This is a genomic window from Bradyrhizobium sp. CIR18 (assembly GCF_014198295.1).
Lineage (GTDB): Bacteria > Pseudomonadota > Alphaproteobacteria > Rhizobiales > Xanthobacteraceae > Bradyrhizobium.
This window is the reverse complement of the sequence record NZ_JACIHF010000005.1, coordinates 285,437-303,918: the sequence shown is the minus strand read 5'-3', so window position 1 is coordinate 303,918 and position 18,482 is coordinate 285,437. Positions and strand designations below refer to the sequence as shown.

The 18,482-nt window shown below is 58.4% G+C and carries 19 protein-coding genes and 1 pseudogene; 5 read left to right on the top strand and 15 right to left on the bottom strand.

Annotated elements, in window-relative coordinates; all coding sequences use genetic code 11:
* Positions 1-19 precede the first annotated feature (19 nt).
* From GGD65_RS40980 to GGD65_RS19500, 3 genes are all read left to right on the top strand, one after another.
* Complete coding sequence (locus GGD65_RS40980) at positions 20-223, top strand: hypothetical protein (RefSeq protein WP_183236297.1); 204 nt, start codon at positions 20-22, stop codon at positions 221-223.
* A gap of 1,074 nt (positions 224-1,297) precedes the next feature.
* Complete coding sequence (locus GGD65_RS19505; RefSeq protein ID WP_104461824.1) at positions 1,298-1,852, top strand: peroxiredoxin; 555 nt, start codon at positions 1,298-1,300, stop codon at positions 1,850-1,852.
* A 3-nt stretch (positions 1,853-1,855) separates the two neighbouring features.
* Positions 1,856-2,404 (top strand): carboxymuconolactone decarboxylase family protein, encoded by a 549-nt coding sequence (locus GGD65_RS19500; protein WP_183236296.1) that lies wholly within the window; start codon positions 1,856-1,858, stop codon positions 2,402-2,404.
* 232 nt (positions 2,405-2,636) lie between these two features.
* On the opposite strand, the gene GGD65_RS19495 is transcribed toward GGD65_RS19500, so the two are convergent.
* The 7 genes from GGD65_RS19495 to nifH all read right to left on the bottom strand — a co-directional run bounded on the left by GGD65_RS19495 (position 2,637) and on the right by nifH (position 10,446).
* Complete coding sequence (locus GGD65_RS19495) at positions 2,637-2,933, bottom strand: ferredoxin family protein (RefSeq protein WP_179733220.1); 297 nt, start codon at positions 2,931-2,933, stop codon at positions 2,637-2,639.
* Between the two features lie 40 nt (positions 2,934-2,973).
* Positions 2,974-4,281 (bottom strand): FAD-dependent oxidoreductase, encoded by a 1,308-nt coding sequence (locus GGD65_RS19490; protein ID WP_183236295.1) that lies wholly within the window; start codon positions 4,279-4,281, stop codon positions 2,974-2,976.
* An 11-nt stretch (positions 4,282-4,292) separates the two neighbouring features.
* Complete coding sequence (locus tag GGD65_RS19485) at positions 4,293-5,402, bottom strand: electron transfer flavoprotein subunit alpha/FixB family protein (protein WP_183236294.1); 1,110 nt, start codon at positions 5,400-5,402, stop codon at positions 4,293-4,295.
* 993 nt (positions 5,403-6,395) lie between these two features.
* Positions 6,396-6,737 carry a nitrogenase stabilizing/protective protein NifW gene (gene nifW, locus GGD65_RS19480; RefSeq protein ID WP_183236293.1) on the bottom strand — a complete coding sequence of 114 codons (342 nt, stop codon included), beginning with the start codon at positions 6,735-6,737 and terminating at the stop codon, positions 6,396-6,398.
* Between the two features lie 476 nt (positions 6,738-7,213).
* Positions 7,214-8,404, bottom strand: a complete 1,191-nt coding sequence (gene nifV / locus GGD65_RS19475; protein ID WP_409362748.1) for a homocitrate synthase — start codon at positions 8,402-8,404, stop codon at positions 7,214-7,216.
* Positions 8,405-8,590: 186 nt separating this feature from the next.
* Entirely contained in the window at positions 8,591-9,412 is an 822-nt protein-coding gene (locus GGD65_RS19470; RefSeq protein ID WP_183236292.1) for a nitrogen fixation protein NifQ, read from the bottom strand.
* Positions 9,413-9,561: 149 nt separating this feature from the next.
* Positions 9,562-10,446 (bottom strand): nitrogenase iron protein, encoded by an 885-nt coding sequence (gene nifH, locus GGD65_RS19465; RefSeq protein WP_179733819.1) that lies wholly within the window; start codon positions 10,444-10,446, stop codon positions 9,562-9,564.
* A 557-nt stretch (positions 10,447-11,003) separates the two neighbouring features.
* Between nifH and GGD65_RS19460 the strand changes: the two genes are divergently transcribed.
* Positions 11,004-11,417, top strand: a complete 414-nt coding sequence (locus GGD65_RS19460) for an ArsC/Spx/MgsR family protein (RefSeq protein WP_183236291.1) — start codon at positions 11,004-11,006, stop codon at positions 11,415-11,417.
* 433 nt (positions 11,418-11,850) lie between these two features.
* Positions 11,851-12,594 (top strand): OmpW family protein, encoded by a 744-nt coding sequence (locus GGD65_RS19455; RefSeq protein WP_183236290.1) that lies wholly within the window; start codon positions 11,851-11,853, stop codon positions 12,592-12,594.
* Positions 12,595-12,983: 389 nt separating this feature from the next.
* Here GGD65_RS19455 and GGD65_RS19450 read toward each other — a convergent pair whose 3' ends face one another.
* The 8 genes and pseudogenes from GGD65_RS19450 to GGD65_RS19415 all read right to left on the bottom strand — a co-directional run bounded on the left by GGD65_RS19450 (position 12,984) and on the right by GGD65_RS19415 (position 18,169).
* On the bottom strand, positions 12,984-13,331 hold the full coding sequence (locus GGD65_RS19450) for a ferredoxin (RefSeq protein WP_179733207.1): 348 nt from the start codon (positions 13,329-13,331) through the stop codon (positions 12,984-12,986).
* Positions 13,332-14,704: 1,373 nt separating this feature from the next.
* The gene (locus GGD65_RS19445) at positions 14,705-15,151 is read right to left on the bottom strand and encodes a Rieske 2Fe-2S domain-containing protein (RefSeq protein WP_246783338.1); all 447 of its coding nucleotides are present in this window, start codon (positions 15,149-15,151) and stop codon (positions 14,705-14,707) included.
* 23 nt (positions 15,152-15,174) lie between these two features.
* Positions 15,175-15,396 (bottom strand): hypothetical protein, encoded by a 222-nt coding sequence (locus GGD65_RS19440; RefSeq protein WP_183236288.1) that lies wholly within the window; start codon positions 15,394-15,396, stop codon positions 15,175-15,177.
* Positions 15,397-15,754: 358 nt separating this feature from the next.
* Positions 15,755-16,909, bottom strand: coding sequence for a DegT/DnrJ/EryC1/StrS aminotransferase family protein (locus GGD65_RS19435; RefSeq protein WP_183236400.1), 1,155 nt, complete (start codon positions 16,907-16,909; stop codon positions 15,755-15,757).
* A 41-nt stretch (positions 16,910-16,950) separates the two neighbouring features.
* Entirely contained in the window at positions 16,951-17,220 is a 270-nt protein-coding gene (locus GGD65_RS19430; protein ID WP_183236287.1) for a DUF6129 family protein, read from the bottom strand.
* Positions 17,221-17,254: 34 nt separating this feature from the next.
* Positions 17,255-17,614 carry a DUF3024 domain-containing protein gene (locus GGD65_RS19425; RefSeq protein ID WP_183236286.1) on the bottom strand — a complete coding sequence of 120 codons (360 nt, stop codon included), beginning with the start codon at positions 17,612-17,614 and terminating at the stop codon, positions 17,255-17,257.
* Positions 17,615-17,628: 14 nt separating this feature from the next.
* Positions 17,629-17,858: pseudogene (locus GGD65_RS19420) on the bottom strand (nitrogen fixation protein NifZ).
* Entirely contained in the window at positions 17,855-18,169 is a 315-nt protein-coding gene (locus GGD65_RS19415) for a nitrogen fixation protein NifZ (protein WP_183236285.1), read from the bottom strand. The pseudogene GGD65_RS19420 and the gene GGD65_RS19415 overlap by 4 nt, the downstream one beginning before the upstream one ends.
* Between the last annotated feature and the right edge of the window lie 313 nt (positions 18,170-18,482).

The following is an 18,482-nucleotide window of genomic DNA, read 5'->3' as shown; positions in this document are numbered from 1 at the left end:
CCCTGGCGGAGTCGTAGTGGTGGGCTACGGGATTGTTGCGATCGCGGCGGTCCACCAGCAGCAGCGACCAACGGGAGCCGTGGTGATTGAAGTCCGTAGCGCTGGCATCGTTCAAGGGCATGAAGAGGAAGTCGGCTGTATCATTCCCATTCCGATCATCGTCAATGCGATGGAATGCGCGGAGCGCATCCGCCTCGGCCCGTTCAATACCATTCCCCCTTGATGACATAACTCTTCATAGCCGCCCAGAGCCACACGCCGGTGCACCGTCCACAGAGCCTCCAGCGCAAAAACGCCGGCCGACGAGATGGATGCCTGAGCAAAAGAGACCCCCATCGCACCGAGCTCGCGCATTACACACACTTGCCCAACCTTGCCTGCTGCAGCAGAGCGCCCGCCCCTGAGCGGCATCGCTAAAACTGAAACAGTCCAAGAGAAACGAAAGCCAACTTGCCTCACCCGAAGAGCAACGGCGTTCGCGTACTGTTTCCGGGCAAGGTCGCACGAGGCACATTGGGATCGAAATTGGGCTGATCCATCGCCGTTGGAAGAGCTACCGGGATTTGATACTTGCAACGGAACGTTCTGCTTCGCATTCGATTCTTCACGCCAATGCCCTCACATCCGCGACAAACCGCGTCAAGCCTGCACAGCCACATACCCAATGCACCTAAGATCTTGAGACATTGAGGTCTCTCATTTGACCATGAAGCTTTCAGAGTGATCGCCGCAGGTATGATCCGGACTGTACAACCTGACGCTATGTAGAGTCCAAGCCCCAATCGCCGCCAACGGCGAGCCTGGTGATCTACCGCCGCTTCAAGCGCCTCAATGCGGGAGGCGCCGTAGCCTATGATTACTCGCACCTTATTTGGCAACGGCGAGCGTCTGGCCTTACTAGCGCAATCTGTTGTCGCGGCGATACAGCCAATCTTGTTTACGCCAGATGCTACGCACGTCGCGCTTCGTCAGGTTCAGTATTTCCATTAGATCTCGGCAGGCCCACAGTCATTTGGCACGTTGATGGCGAGATGAGGCAGTTTGCTCTGAGGGACGCAGAACGGGCTCTGACCAGACGCTTGCAAGCGAACATCTCAGGCGGTCGCCCAAAGCAAGACTGTTTTCATGAGTTCTGCCAAGGAATCGCTTGGCTACAGATTTTTCGCTGATCGGCGCTCTAAGCGCGCGGGCTTGCCTGTATCAAAGCCGCTGGAATCCACTCCTGAGAACGGATGGCATATAGCTTGCTTCAACAGTGAAGTCACCTTCTACAGATAAGCAAATTTGTGAGGACAGCATGCTCGGAATTGGAAGTCAGTTGCCGCCGTTCGAAATCACAGGAGTGAAGCCCGGTTTTCAAGCGCAGGAGGAACGAGGACAGAGTGCATTCGAGACGCTGACCGAAGCGAGCTTTCCAGAAAAATGGAAGATCATCTTCTTCTACCCGAAGGATTTTACCTTCGTCTGCCCGACAGAGATCGCTGAGTTTGCCCGGCTTTCCAAGGATTTCGCCGACCGCGATGCAGTTGTACTGGGTGGTTCGACTGACAACGAGTTCTGCAAGCTCGCTTGGCGGCGCTCACATGTCGATCTGCACAATCTACCCATATGGCAGTTTGCCGACACAAAGGGAACGCTCGTCGATGGTCTTGGGGTGCGTTCACCCGAAGGGGTTGCCTATCGTTACACCTTTATTGTTGACCCCCAAAACACGATCCAGCACGTCTATGCGACCAACCTCAGTGTCGGGCGCAGCCCTAAGGACACGCTCCGCGTTCTGGACGCGCTGCAAACCGACGAGCTCTGTCCCTGCAACCGCGAAATCGGCGGCGAAACATTGAAGGTTGCTTGAGGCATGTTGTCGATCGAACAAATAAGCGACAGGATTCCCGATTTCGCGAAGGACGTCAGGCTTAACTTGACCTCCTTGGTGGCCGATGAGACGCTTTCACCGCAACGAAAATACGGGCTGCTGCTGGCGAGCGCGATTGCCACCCGCAATGCAGCCCTGATTGCCACGATGGAATCGGCTGCGTCCGCCGTGATGACATCTGTGGCGATCGCTTCAGCGAAAGCCGCAGCCTCCGTGATGGCGATGAACAACGTCTACTACCGCTTTGCTCACCTCGTTTCCAACCCGGAATACAAGGTGATGCCTCCACGGCTTCGTATGAACGTGATCGGCAATCCCGGCGTCGACAAGTCCGATTTCGAGCTGTGGTCGCTTGCGGTCTCCGCCATAAACGGCTGCGGTGCCTGCATCGACGCACATGAGAAAACACTGAGAGCTGCGGGCGTCAATTTCGAAGCGATCCAGACCGCCGTGCGCTTTGCCGCGATCATGCAGTCAGTGGCGATCGCAATCGAGGCCGCTGGGCCCACCCCCTCTCAAGCGGGAGACTGATCCTTCCTCTCCCATCAGATCGACCGCGTTGTGGCGCCACTCGGTGACGCCACAACCAGTCCTTCGTGGCTCCCGAAAGAGCCGGACATCGGCAAGTCATGTCTTGCCTGGCGTCCCCACGAAGAGTGTCTTGCTCGAATCCCAGGCGCCGTGCATGTGACGCGGAATGCGCCAAAGATACGGTGAGATCCGGTCGCCCAACTCGGTCGCACCATGGCCCTTCGTTCCACCATCACCCAAACTTGAACAGCACTCCATATCCGCCGCGCGGATGGCTCCATTGGATGTCGCCGGTGGGCTCGGCGATCACGCGGCAGGTACCGCACTCGATGCAGCCGTCAACTGTTATCTCGACCTGGCCGTCATCGTTGAGCTCGTAGCACCGCGCGGGGCAGGCTTTCAAAAGTGCAAGTAGCTGCGGCGATGGCGTCGTGTGCGCCCGGACCTTGACGTGAGGGTAACCGACGTCAACAAGATAGCGGTTGTAATACAGCTTGTCTTCGACGCGCACTGAGGGTTCGACATTCATGCTTTGACCTTCCATTGTTGGACTTCACACACTGTTGCGGTCAGCGCCAGGCCCGGGCAAAACGACAAGCATCGCCGAACAGACCTGTCCATGACCGCGCCTTGACAAAGGATTTCAGGGTCGCCTTCTCCTTCTCAGCCTTCGGCGTACCATCGACGCGCACAAAGTTTTGCATCGCCTTGGAGATGAGCTGCGGATAGGTGAGAAAGAAGTTTTGTGAGTGAGTATGCATCAGGGGCGGCAAATCCTTGTACTTCTTTAGATCTTTGACGACGAAGGAATCGTCCAGCATCTTCTTGTAGATCGACAGATTTGTTGCACTCATTGGCTCGCCGCGCGATTTCACCAGACCTATCGCTTCGGCGGCGATGCGGCCGGAAGTCATCGCGAGATTGGAGCCCTCACGATGGACGGCATTGTTGAGTTGGGCCGCGTCGCCCACGACCAACCACCCTTCCCCATAAAGCTGCGGGATCGACTTATAACCGCCTTCAGGAATGAGATGGGCCGAATATTCCTTGACTTCGGACCCTGCTATCAGGGGCGCCACAGAGGGATGCCTCTTGAATTGATCGAGCAGGCCGTAGGGCGTCTGGCCCGTGCGCTGGAAGTCGGCGACGAGACAACCTATGCCGAGCGAAATGCACTCTTTGTTGGCATAGATGAAACCCATTCCGGTCATGCCGCGGGAAATGGTACCGGCCGCCTCAATCACGACGCCTTCATCGCCCTTGAGATTGAAGCGTGCCTCGATGGTCTCGCGAGGTAAGAAGTGCATTTCCTTCACCGCAAGCGCAACATTATCGGGTGTCGGGCGCGCGCGCAGGCCCGCGCGCGTCCCGAGCAGGCCATTGACCCCTTCGGCCAGCACGACGACATCGGCGTGTATTTCGCCGTCTCGGCGATCTGTACGAACACCGACGATCCTTTCACGCTCGTCCCGTGCGAGCTCGGTGACGGTCGTCTCGCACAGCACGGTCGCGCCAGCCTCCCGCACCTTGGAAGAGAACCATTTGTCAAATTGGGCGCGTATAATCGTGTAGCGGTTCGGCCGTTCCTCGTTGAAGTCCTCCGAGCGGTAATGCATGCCGACATGGGAGCGATCGTCCATCATCCAGAACCGCTGCTCGATCAGGTGACGTTCGAGCGGCGCCTCTTCTCGAAACTCGGGGACCAGCTTTTCCATCATGTCGGCGTAGAGGATAGCGCCCTGCACATTCTTTGATCCGGGATATTCGCCCCGCTCGAGCTGCAGCACCTTCATGCCGCGTTTAGCCATGGTCAATGCCGCCGCGTTGCCGGCCATACCGGCTCCCACCACGATCGCATCGAATCTCTCTTCAATCATCATCATCTCCTCTAGACTGCGATACGGGCGCGCGAATTCGGCAAAAGCCGGGCACGAAATGCGGCCGTCAGCGCCGGCAGCAATTGCATGGCGTCACTGACGATCGCGAGATGGGCGAAGTCGAAGATCGGAGCGTTCTTGTCAGTATTGACGGCGACGATCAGATCCGCGCCCTCCACGCCAACCCGGTGCTGGATCGCGCCGGAAATGCCGGCGGCAATATAGAGCTTCGGCCGGATGGTTTTGCCCGTCTGGCCGATTTGCCGGTCAGACGTAACCCACCCTTTTTGCACGAGAGGACGCGAGCAGCCATATTCAGCGCCAAGCAGAGTTGCGAGCTCGCGCACCAACCGAAAGTTCTCAGGCGATCCCAATCCCAGGCCGCCCGCAACCACGACATCGGCATAGGCCAGATTGGACGTTTCTGCATCGCGGTCGGGAAGGAACGACAATACTTTTGTGACAATATCATCTTCGACAAGGCCGAGCGGATGGACGATGATACGAGCGGCATCGCGTACGACGCGCTCAGGCATCGGCATGACCCGCGGGCGTACGGTTGCCATCTGCGGACGATAATTCAAGGTATAGATCGTGCAGAGCAGCGAGCCACCAAAGGTCGGACGCGTCGCCGCAAGAGAACCATCGGCGTCGACCTCCAGCGCGGTGCAGTCGGCAGTGAGCCCCGTCGACAGGGCCGTCGCCACGGAACCTGCGAGATCGCGACCGAGGGTCGTCGCCCCCAACAGTAGGATTTCGGGTTTGTAGGTGTTAACGAGTTCGGTTAGCGCTTTGGTGTAGGATTCGTTGCGGTAATCCGACAAAACATTGTCGCTCACGAGATAGGCCAGATCGGCGCCGTAGCAAAAGGCGTCAAGCGCGGCGTTACGTGTGTGCTGCCCCTCCGGACCGATAACGACAGCGGCAAGATTTACCTTTAGCCTGTCGGCAAGCCTGCGTCCCGCACCCATGAGCTCCCATGAAACCGGATTCACCTGGCCACGCTCCAGCTCGACGAAGACCCAGACGTGCTTGTACGCCTTGAAGTGCTCCGGCAGTTCTTTTTTGGCTGCTGCGCGCCCGGCCGGCGCCGGCATGGCCGTTCTGGTGACATTGCTCATACTCTAAATTCCCCTCAAAGATAGGCGCGCCCGCGCCACAGGTTGCTTTTTAGCTTCCTTAACTGAAGATCACTTTTGGTCAGCAAGTGGCCGGCTGCTCTGCCCCGTCTGCTTGGTCCGACCGGCCTCACAACAAGACGCGCCGTCGCGATAGACGTACCGGTCCGGCCGGATTTGGCGAGGTCTTCCACACTGAACGCTTGCGCGCCGCGTTTGACGAGCGCCACCGCGGCGACCAGGGCGTCGCGGTGATTCTGACCGCTCGCTTCCATGCCTGAGTTGACGAGTCCGTTCGCTCCGCAATACCTGCGCCTCACTTTCGGCCCAGCGGCTCCACATCGACTGTGACGACGACGGCGATCCTGGCAACGCACCTGTCACGCCATCCATGCCGAGCCTCCAGTGCGGACAGCCCGTATGGGGCGACGTTGGCCCTCTTCCTGACGCATGTTGCTATCCGCCATGAGATGGATACAAATCTGAGCGGAATCGGGGACCGATTTGATGCGGACGACGCTGTGCATACCCTCTCCAGGTGTAGCGCGAACGGGCGACTTATCCATTGACCACCATCTCAAGGTTCATACGGAGCCTTGATCGCCTAAGACCGTTTCGAACGGACCTTGCGCGATCGTAGGCCACGAGATGATGGCGCAGGGCTCGGCAGGCACTAAACGCAGCATCACGGGTCTCCCTTCAACCTCATCTCGGACGACTACCATCTGTCGGCATCGATGATCGGATCGGCAGGACAACAGCAATTGTCGTACCAGTTACAAAAACAATTGAAAGTCAGTCGAAAGTAATGGTTTGGCAGACACTTGAAACAGCCGCTGATACCGTGGACAGGACCAGTCCAGACATGGGTCGGGAATACGACAGCCGCCGCTCGGGTGACGGCTGCAGAGAGTTGACCCGGATAAAGACGAAGGCCGGACATCGGGTTGCCACGGCGCCCCGTCGGGCACACCTTGCTTGCAGTGGAGCGCGAGATCACTTCAGCTCGCTCAGCGGGACAAAGGCCGTGGCCTTCTTAGGGTCTGCGACGGCATCCTTCAAAACCTTGAACACTCGCTGGTCGATCGGTGACGATGCCACAAAATCGGCATAGGCCTGCTCCAGCATCGCCTTGCACCGAGCTCTGATCTCCAGCTCTGCGACACCAGCAAATTGCTCTTTTGCAAAATATTGTCCCATGCGCTTTAAGATGTGAAGGCGCGCGACATTCACGATTTTAGGGTCGTAATCGACGCCAAGTAGCAAAAAAAAATCCTCCGCCGACGAGGCCTTGCTGAGCCGATCCAGGATACGGGCTGCCGGGGACGAGTTGATCATGGAAAATTCTCCTTCGGATTAGCTCTCGACGGTAAATGAGATGGGGTTGTCCCTGTTGACTGCTGCTGTCCTGCTTCGCACAACTGGTGCACATCGCCAAAGCCTGACTCCGCAAAACGAGCCCTCAACTTCGCTGCCCAGATCAGCAGGTACGCCGGTGACGACGTCGGTCCCGATAAAGATTTGGGATCAATGGCCAGACCACGATCGAGGTTGACGCTCGTCAGGCCGGTCGCCGGACCGGAAATCAGCCCCGTGAGAAGACGCCGATTGGCGGTCCGGGGACGGCTCGCCCTTGGGTAAGAGATCACAGCATGTATGGCGGAACGGCAAGTAAGATCTGGAGGTGAGATCGCGCCAGGGGGTCTGACGCGCGAAAGCTGGACGACGTTCACGCCCATCAGCGATATCGAACACCGTCCTTGCGGCGCGTCGGTTTGCGAATGGTCGACGCAAATGCTGTTCGACACGGCTTTTCACGCGGGGTGGCTTGCCAAGAATCCGCACACGTCGCGCCAGATCGCCGCCACGGTTTCGCGCTCGACCGGCCGCTTGTGCTCGATGGCATATTTGCGGACTTGCGACAGAATCTGTCTGGCTTGATCGGGGCTGGCGACGAGCTGCAGTTCATCGAGTAACGCGGTGATCGCCCCAAGTCCGGAATGCTTGCCGATCACAAAGCGGTTGCAGCGGCCAAGCAAAACGGGATCAAGCGATTGATAGGTGCGTTGATCCTTCAAAAGGCCATCGACATGGATGCCGGACTCGTGCGTAAATACATGCTCCCCGACGATGGCCTTGTTCTTAGGAATGGCACGTGCGGCCGCAGCTGCTACCACCGCGGCGACGTTCTCGAGCTCCGGGAGTATGATGCCGGTCTCGCGCCCGTAGAGCTGCTTGAGTGCGACCGCGATTTCCTCGAGCGGGGCATTTCCGGCCCGCTCGCCCAGCCCGATGACCGTCACCGAGGCGTGGCTCACGCCAGCCTTGATAGCGGAGAGCGTGTTGGCGGTTGCGAGTCCGAGATCATCGTGACCGTGAAACTCGAGTTCGAGATCGGTGGTCGCACGCAAATTCATGACCAGCGCGTAGGTTGCGTCGGGATCGAGCACACTGAGCGTATCTGCAATACGAAAGCGACGCGCGCCCGCGGCTTTTGCAGTTGCCATCAGTCTGATGAGAAAATCGATGTCGGCGCGGGAGGAGTCCTCACCACCGACGGCGACCTCAAGTCCGCGCGCACAGGCATAGCCTACCACTCGCTTCACCCGTTCCAGTGCCAGGTCGCGATGACCACCTAGCTTGGCCCCGATCTGGACATCGGAGGTCGGGATCGACATATTTATCATGGATACCTTTGCTTCGATCGCCGCGTCGACATCCGATTCCCGCATCCGACACCAGCCTATGGTGGTCAGCGGAAGATCTGCTTCGACAATGGCGCGGATGGCGGCGATCTCCTCGTTGCCCATCGCTGGCGTTCCCGCCTCGATCTCCGTGACTCCGGCCCGCGCCAGCGCCCGCGCGATCGCCAGCTTTTCCTCTGTGGTGAATGCAACGCCAGGTGCCTGCTCGCCGTCGCGTAATGTCGTGTCGTTGAGCACGGTGGGCTTGGCGCGCACCTGGTCGGACCAAGACGATTTTGCGGCGGTGCTAGCGGCAATCACGCGAGAGCCCCTCATTGTTTGACCTACCTAAGCTCCAGCAAATGGATTGTCGTAAATGCGACAGGCTCATGAAGCGGACGCCTTGCCTATTGCCCCGCCGAGTTCGAACTTTAATGCAGTTGCGGCGCGCCAGGATGTGAGAATTGTTGCGGAGCACTTGAGCCCGCCGCCGCCTTGGACACATGGTCACTCGCTCGAAACGGCGTCAGACGCGCCCTCAACCTTCCGGCGGCTTACCAAATCTTGCGAGGCTTTCTCCGACGATGGTGCGATCGCGGACCCTTGTGGCAGTTCAGATGGCCAGTCGCCGGCAACGACCGGCCGAGCCGCCTGCAACAGAAAATCGCGCCGGCGCTCGGCCACCCGGCTCTCACCGCTTTCTTCGCCGAAGCAGAGGTTGGAGTCGACACATTGCGTGCACACGGGTGTCGTGCACATCACGAGGCCTTCATCCTCGCAAAGCATGCGGTAGAAGAAGCGCTTCCAGCGCATATTGTTGACATTACGCAAGGCGAGCGGCGCGAAATGGCGGCTCAGCAGCCGAGAGAGTTCGCCACGATTGCGCAAGCCGAGAGCTTCCCACAGATGGTCTGGCTCAATGGCGCGGCGCGCGATCATCGCAGCCAGCCATCGGCCGATATCCCCTTCAGTCGAGCGTTGCTTGAGCAAGAAATCGCGCAGCATTGCGATCTCGTCGTCCTCTTCGCACTCGAAAGCCGAGAACTGCTCCGCGAGCTGGATCTCAAGGGAGGGAAAGTACTGCTCCAGCAAGGCCACCAGTTCAAGGCCGGACAGGCCGGCCTTCTCGGGAAGGGAACCACCATCCATTGTGGCAGCCGCCAGGATGGACGCCAGGACATGGTGATCGAAATTGCTGTCAACGGCAATATCGGCATCTGCAGGAGGCACACCGATGAGCAGGCTGTAGGTTGCAATTCCCCTCTGCATCTGGCTGTTGGCATCAACGGCACAAGCAGCCATCAACGGAAGGAGGTGCGCTTCGGACATAATTTTGCGGGTTTCCACAGTGGTCAGTCTTGCGCTGCCGCATCCTGGTTTTGATCAGGGTCGATCGTCAGAATGCCGGCCTCCCGGGATGGGCGGTGAGGGAGACCGGCATTCGTCGCGCGCCTTCGCAAGACCGCGACTCGCGACCTTTACGAGGCCGCGAGTTCGGCGGCGGTCTTGCCGACGACGGATTCGTCCACGGGCTTCATAATGCCATGCTCCATCAGCATGTCCTCGAGCTCGTCCATGGAGATTGGAGTCGGGATGATGCCCTTGCCGCCATTTTTGTGAACCTTGGTCGCAAGATTGCGATAGTGATCGGCCTGCTTGGAATCGGGTGCATATTCGAGCACCGTCATGCGACGTAACTCGGCATGCTGCACCACGTTGTCGCGCGGCACGAAGTAGATCAGTTGAGTGCCTAGCTTCTTGGCCAACGCTTCCGCCAGTTCCAGCTCCTTGTCGGTCTGCCGCTCATTGCAGATCAGACCGCCCAGCCGCACGCCGCCAGAGTTTGCGTATTTCAAGATTCCCTTGGAAATGTTGTTTGCGGCATACATCGCCATCATTTCACCGGACATCACGATATAGATTTCCTGCGCCTTGTTCTCCCGGATCGGCATCGCAAAGCCACCGCAAACGACGTCGCCGAGCACGTCGTATGAGACATAGTCAATGTTTTCGTAGGCGCCGTTCTCCTCCAGGAAATTGATCGAGGTAATGACGCCGCGGCCGGCGCAGCCGACACCCGGCTCAGGACCACCGGACTCCACGCAGCGAATGTCCTTGTAGCCGACCTTCATTACGTCCTCGAGCTCGAGGTCCTCCACGCTGCCGGCGCTCGCTGCAAGGCTCAAAATCGTGTCTTGCGCCTTGGCGTGCAGAATCAGGCGGGTCGAGTCCGCTTTCGGGTCGCACCCTACAATCAGGATTTTCTGACCCATCTCAGCCAGCGCCGCCAGCGTGTTCTGCGAAGTGGTCGACTTGCCGATGCCGCCCTTCCCGTAAAACGCGATTTGTCTCAGTGAAGACATGTTGCTCTCCATCAACCGATTTGCCAAAAGTTGCGCGCTTCTTGCGCGCGAGCTTGTTTCTCTCGCAGAAACGGGGGCACACGGGTTCAAGGGAAGGAGCGCATCGCTCGTGTTACGCGTCGGCGTGCACTCAGCCCTCACTCAGTGTTGCTGCCGCTTATTAGCAACCGCCGTGCCAACGCTTGACCGCGCTCCTTAAGCTTCTGATTACGTTTCTGAAAACCAACTAGCCGGTGAGCAAGGTCCTGGCTGTTTCGGATCTAACAGGACCTGCGCGGCTGTCAGAAAACTAACAACGACCACAACCATCAACGCGAAAAGCCGATTTGAGGCGACCTGTTCCGATGCCATCAGGTGTGGAACGGAACTTGCTCCGATTTGACGACAGTGAATATGCCGGTCGGGCCCGAAGCCTGGCGCATCAGCCGCGAGGTTGCATACAATGGTACGGCGCTTGGTGCGCTGACTTTGGAGATGATCGGCAAGAAACTGAACAGGCTCCCGAAGCAGCGGCGCCGTGCCAATCGTTCAGCTCAGCGCGCCTGCATAGGTATATCGTGGCGACAATCATCTTTTATCATAAGCCCGGCTGCGCCACTAACGCGCGTCAGATCCAAGCGCTGAAGTCCGCCGGCCACGACGTGATCGCCCAAGACATCTTGAAGGAGCCATGGGATGCGGAGGAATTACGCGGCTTCTTCGGCAATATGCCCGTCGCCTCCTGGTTCAACCGAGCTGCGGCACGTACCAAGTCAGGCGAAGTCAATCCCGATACTACCGACGCGGCAAGCGCACTCGCATTGATGGTCGGCGATCCGCTCCTTATACGACGACCGCTGATCGACGTTGACGGGGCACGATGTGCCGGACTTGATCATGAGCCCGTGCTGTCGCTGCTTGGCCGCAAGACGCAAGACGATCTCGAGGGATGCTTGCACGAAGCAAACCCCACGCGTTGTCCGCAGACCTGAGGAAAACGGAGCGTCCCCCAGCCCATCAACAAGCTAAAGGTGACGTTTCCCACTTCCGGCTTCCTTCACGGGCAAGAGGCCACGGGACCTTCGCTGAGACGGCCCGCGCGAGTGGCTGTTCCGTAAGGGGCATCGCCTAACTAGAATGCCGCCCGACCTTGTGAGAGGCCGCGACAGTTGCCGCTTATCGCGCATGACGTCCGCGGCGTGGATTGGATCAGAGCACCAAGCCGAAAGGTGGTTTCTTGAAGAGACTCGGCTCTCTTGAATTGAATAACAATCAGAACAGATCTCCAGGCTTCGCGGCCGTGATCCTTATGCAACTTAGCGGCATAATTGCGCTCTGCCCGCTCCCATTTTGATCGGCATCAAATCCTCCGCCATTCCCCGTGTGTGACAGAGATCTCGCGCGGCTCTTCGCGCGAATTTTGGAATGGAGAATTCGATGAGAACAAGGACAGTTCTGACGAGGGCATCACTCCTCGCGCTAACGGCCTCGTTGGCCAACATTCCGGTACAGGCTGCAGATCTGGGCCGGGCGTCGATCTACTATAAAGCGCCCCCCATCGAACCCTTCAATCCATGGATGATCCGCCTCCGCGTGCTTGGCGTTTTGCCGGATACCGCAGGCAGCTCAGTCAGCGTCGCCGGGGCGCCCTCGCTGTCCTCACCAAGGTCTGGGCTTTCGATCAGCGATCAAGCCATACCCGAGCTCGACATCACCTATTTCTTCACAAAAAACGTTGCCGCTGAACTCATTCTCGGCATGACCAGCCATCACATCAGCGGCAATGGCGCGCTCACTGGCCTCGATATCGGCAAAGCCTGGCTGTTGCCGCCAACACTGACCCTGCAATATCACTTCACCGATTTCGGCGCGCTCAAGCCCTATATCGGCGCGGGCGTCAATTACACCGCATTCTTCAACCAATCGGCAGCCAATACGTCGCTCGTCGGTCTTGCCGTTACGGATTTGCGCATCAGCAACCAATTCGGCGCGGCGGTCCAATTCGGCTTCGATTACATGCTTGATCGTAACTGGGGCCTCAACTTTGACGTGAAGAAGCTATGGCTGCGGCCGGAGTACTCCGCGACCGTAAACAATACGATTGCCGTCACCGGGCGCGCCAACATCGACCCGTGGCTCGTCAGCGGCGGCGTCACTTACAAGTTCTGAGGCTGGAACAGGATCAGAAAGGGAGTCCGTTTGATCAACCCGGACGCGGCGAGTTCATCGAGCGCGTCCCCTAATCTCACCCTCAGTGCAAGCAGAGCGAGATGACGCGTCAAGGACGCCTCATCTCGCGAGACGCGGAGAGCCATTATCGCGCGGCATGGAGTGACAGCACACAAACAGATCGCCCAGCATGCGCGGGAAAGGCGCCATTTGCCGATTAGGCCGGAGAAGAAAGGCGGCACGCCGCGGAAACGTCAATGACTTGGTGTTCTCAAATCCGGGGCGTGATGCTACGCTCAATCTCAGACGCTCTGACCTCCGAGCGGCCAGCTCATCGCGGACAAGCCGTCGATGCTTGCTAGCCCGGGCCAGTGGCCGCTAATCGGCCTCTAGCTTCGCTTTAACACCATCACAAGACGGTCGACACGTTTGCCCCGCTTGAGGTGGGAGTTTACGATTTCGTCGACATCCTCAGGCGTGGTCGCGCGATACCACACTCCATCGGGATAGACGACCATCAAGGGACCAGAGTTACAAAAGCCAAGGCAGCCTGCCATCGTGAATCCAATATCGTTGAGGCCTTCCGCTTCGATCGTCTTGACCATTCGATCCCAGAGGGCTTGCGCGCCGGAGGCGCCACAGCTGCCGTGCGGATGAGTTGGCGGACGCTGCGTGTTGCAGGCAAAGACATGATGCCTATAAAGTTGAGGAAGCTCGAATTCGGTTTCTGAGTTCATGCGCCTATCCTGTGATCAATGGGGTTCATCTGAGAAGAGACAAGATGCGAGCACATCCCCCCACAATCTCTTACGAATAAACGCCGCATCCACCAATTGATGCTAATGATTCCCACTCGCGCTTGCCAAAGCAGGCAAAATGAGCGGGCGCCATAGTGATTGTCGTCGCTGAAGATCAGCGATAGACGTCTTCGCGTCCAGAGCAGCCTCCTTGATCAATTCCTAACCTCTTCTGCCCTCATCGCGATCCTTGCTCACCATCCAACTTCTCCAAAGCAAATTACACACCACATGCGTAACGTTCGTTTCTGCATCGATCCCTTGCTTTGCGCGACTAACAATTATTGCGACGGTTGCGACAATGTCGTTCGCTTCTGTTTCGGACACGACAAATCTCGCATAGTGTTTGACCCTTCAACCTTCTGCAGTTCGTACGCAGAACAACCACGACTCTCGGTTATTTTACCGAGCTCTTGCGCTATCATATCTTGGAATGAGCAGTGATCTTCATGACCCTCGAGCCGCCTAGCGAGGAGCTCAAAGATCGTGCGGTGAATCGCACGCCGTTGTTCTTCCATGGGCGATCGGCTGGCCGCATTGACCAGCACGAGCCCACAGCATCTTTTTCGCCCTGAAGCTGGACGCTGCGTTCCGCCGCTGCCCATCTATCGTTTGCTCAACAGATAGCGCCTGTCGCGAGAGCCCAACGAGGCAGGACTGATCGCCGAGCCACCTTTGAGGCTGCAGACCAAGCCGATCGCAATCCCCGTCGGCAGCAACGTTAAGCCGCAACACAGCTGTCCCAAATTGGGACCACGCTTCGCACGATACGCATCAAGACACGCTTGCAGCTGCAAATGCGGAACAACGAACACGTGCCCATGAATGCATTTGCTCCTAACCGGCCCTAACTGACGATGGTGGCGCCATTCGCTGAGAGCGTCGCACGAACCGAGGTTTGGCATGGCAGTTGCAGCGCAGGGAATAATGCTGGCCTGCGCCGGCTGGCCGTCTGACACAGGATCGTCATTCCTCCTGGCCAAACGGTCCTGTCAGTCTGGGTCCCGCCGTTCTCCAAGCCCAGACGATGCCCTCGGCGAACTTCCAGCCGCCGGGGGCATTTCCCGCTCAAACATATCGCCGGCAACAGGAAGCATATCCCGCCTGCCGGCTCGATTTGACGAGCCAGCGCAAGAGCAGCTTGTTGGTGCAGCGGAGGTCGCGGAGTGCAAGGCCCGAATCCGACGAGGCGTCCGTTTTGTCTCACAAATCAAAAGCTGTGACACGCATCTGCCAACGCTCATGAGTACAATGGCCTCATCCGAGAGGCAAATCGCCTCAGGCAGCTTGAGCACAACAAAGCTATAGACCCGTCAGTCCGGATGGATCGTGATATCCATGGTTTCGTCGCTGTCCCCGAAGGAGTCGGCAAACCGATCGTCCTCGAGCAGCTTGACGCCGCACAGGCAGACGTCACCTTCGATCACGGCGAGCGCTACCGGCTCAAGCGATTGTCCATCGCAGGGGCCGTCGATGCACATTCCAGTGTCGATCTCGAATCTTGCACCGTGCCGGCCGCATCTGAGAAAGGCGCGGTCCGCCGAGAAAAACGCACCGGAGCCGATGTTGAGCCACGCGCTCTCATGCGGACAACGATTGACGTAACCGAGGTAGTCATTGCCGAAGGTGCGCGCCACAATAATTGGAAACGGCCGGCTCTCGCCCTTATCATCAATCCGCGAGAGGCTAAAGCCCACGGCCTCACCCCGCTCGATGGCATCGGCCGGACAGATGGCAAAAACCTCGATGTGACCGCTCATCAGGCTGCCGATTATAAGTTCACTCATCCCGGCCTCGCAGTTTCCTGCTTGAAGGCTTGGATCGCAGTCCGGCTCAGCTGAAAAATCCCACGGCCACGAGCGAGCGGCCGATAAGCTGAGCTGGCACGGGTGTTGAGGACGTCAAACCACTGGTTCGGCGTGAGTTTCGCCGGACGTTCGGTGATTTGGATCACTCTTCCGTTCGGTGCGAAGCGGACGTGGATGATGACTTGTTGCGAGTTCATACCGATCCCCTGTTTTGGTAACTCTAAAGATCCTGAGCGGACACCGAGACTCTCGACTGTGATGTGCTTGGTTTGGGGCACCTTGACGCGCAGCTCTCAAGCCGCGCCTCGGACGCGCCGCCTTCTCCGCTATCGAGTAGATCTTCTTCGCGCTCGCTGGGAAGCATTTCTCTTGCGGCCTTACGACGAGTGCATGCCCTCCAGCGGCATCCGGCGCGCTCCCGCCATGTGGATCACGATGTGTCCGACAACGCTGCGACAACGTATCCCGGTTCGTTTGCTCATCTCTCGCGATGAGAAACAACCACGCTTATCGCAATTCAATCCTCGTTCTTCTGTGTCGTGGACGACGGGCATCTCAGTAAATCGCGGCACCCGCTCCCACGTTGATCGACGCATCTTTCATGGTCTCGACGATGAACTCGATCTGCTTGTTCGTGAGATGGGTGTGAAACGGAAGCGCAAGAGCGCGATCTGCTATTCTTTCCGCAACCAGGAAATCGCCACGCCGATAGCCTAAGTCTAAGTAGTGGCGTTGCAAGTGCAGCGGTTGGCTATAGGCGGCGGATCCAACCTGCGCGACGCCCAGATCATCGATAATGGCGTCGCGCCCCGATCGCGTGAAGCGTGTCCCCAGATGAACGAGATAAAGCAACCAGTTCACCTCGGTCACATCGGGGCTAACATAAGGCGGCTTGATGCCCTCAAATGATTGCATATGCGCGCGATAAAGCTGCTCGACGAACCGACGCCGCTCCAGGATTTCATCGAGACGCTTGAGCTGCGCTAGGCCCAAGGCAGCCGTGAGATCGCTCATGCCGGCCTGATAAGGCGCCGTGCTACCGACAACAACGGAAGAGCGCTCGTCCAGACGATGGGCGCGATGGCGACGCAATCCGAGCGCGATGTCGATATCGTCGGTCACCACCATTGCGCCTTCGCCACAGGTTAGGGCCACCGGCTGAGCAAAGTCGAACACCGCGAGGTCGCCAAACCGGCCGACGAGCTCACCCTCGTAGCTCGATCCGATCGCCTCGGTGGAATCCTCCAAAAGCAGTAGCTGATGGCGCTGTGCGACCGCGCGCAGCTCCGACCATGGTGCTGGATGACCGTTGGGATTGCCGGCGACAATCGCCCGCGTGTTGGCCGTGATGCGCTCTTCGGCCTTCGCTGGGACTAATGCTCCCGACCAATAGTCGACATCTGCAAATACCGCTCGTGCGCCTGCGAGACTGATGGCATGCGCGGTCTCACGAAAGGAGTAGGGCGAGGCGATAACCTCCTGCCCCGGGCCAATGCCGAGCGCCCTCAGCGCAAGGAGGAGCCCGATGGTACCACTCGAGACCGCAACAGCATATTTGCGCCCAAGATAGGCGGCGAAAGCGCGCTCAAACGCCTCGGTGATCCGCCCGTTGGAGATCTGCGGCGAACATAGCAGCGTTTCCACGGCAGAGAGCTCGGCGAAGGTGATATCGGGATCGGACAGTGGAATGAATGATGTATTCTCGTCCACAGTGTGCACGCCATCAAGCCGATGCTCTGCTAGTTCAGTGCTCACAGCCCAACATTCCTTTTGGCCAATACGATGCCGGTCGCCCGCGTCGGATCGGCCGTAATCTGCACGCAGTGATCCGATCCATCGATCAGATGAAGGTCGAAACGCGGAAACTGCCGGAACGGATGATCCGCCACATCCGACGCATCACAACGCACCCAAGCAAGCTGCGGAAAGCGGCGCCGCAGCTCGACAAACGGGCCCATCTCAGCGCCATCGGCTGCAAGCAGCCGCTCGATTTCGATCACTTCCTCCGCGGTGAGCGCCATCGTGGCTCCTTTATGACTGGTGAAAGGCGGGACGTCATTGCCAAAACAGACGCTCCGGATCCGCATTCAATTCGTCGATTGCCGCAGTCAACCGATGGTAAAGGCTGTAAAATTCCCAGATTTCTCGCGCGTGATTCTTGCGAAATAGCTTCCAGATCCCGCTCACGGCATCATAAAGAATCAGCGCGACATCGATGAGTGCGCCATCCTTGTCGATGTTGCGCGAGCAACAGGGGCTCTCGACGAGGTAGCCGCCCCTCACCGGCGTCACGTTCGGAGAGACGTAGAGATAGCGCTTGCGCGAGCTCAAGCCGCGCTGTATCCGCTTGCGATCGAGCTCGTTGGGGTGGGGCACCAGCCCGGCCTTTACCTTTCTCATCAGCGCAGCATTCATGCGAAAGCCTCCATTCAAAACACTGTGATTTCTTCTTCAAGACAGCCGATGAGCAGCTGCTCGCCAAAGTGTAGATCGGCACTGCTTCGTTATGGATCCCGACGTTGATGATCTCACCGGTCGCTCCGGCGGAGAGCAACACTCCTTCGGGCTCCGTATCGCGAAATGAGTTGTCGTTGATGAGGTCGATTGCGGTCTTGACCCGCTGGCCACGTCGATATTTCGGAAAGCCGGGCTGGGTCATGACTCCTCCGGCAACGGCAGATCATCGACCTCCTCGCAGGCGTCCACCGGATCCAGTTCCTTGCGCCTCATGCCAACTCGGTAGCCGCTTTCCAGATATTCGACGCCGTAGATGTAGAACTGCTGCAGGAACGTGCCGATCGATACGACGTAACCCACCTCTCCCTTCTTGGCTAAAACGTCGCCAATCTCCTTGCCGCGATAAGTGCCATCATTGCGGATGGTGCGTTTGGCTCGCACCTTTTGGCCAAAGCTGAAGACAGGCGGCTCGCTGAGCTCGACGACGTCGCTGTCGCGAACGATGCTGTTCATGTATCGCTCCTCATGGATCGCTTCTTTAGAGATGCGGGGAGCAGCCTCGCCCACCGCAGGCGAGATCCTGCATCACTTCATCCTCGCGCGGCATCGTCAGTCACATCGACGATGGCAGCGCTGCCGAGAAGGCCGCTCTCAGCATCGCGAAGCGCCTTTGGACCACCGCGCGGAATGAAATACCGCCAGGCCCGTGCCACCGACCTCGATCGCAGGGCAAGCGTGATGGAGGACCGAACGCCGGCGCCTGGGCCGCCGCCAACGCGCAGCCCGACGCTTATGACGCTTTCAGAACCAGCTCTTGGCATACCAC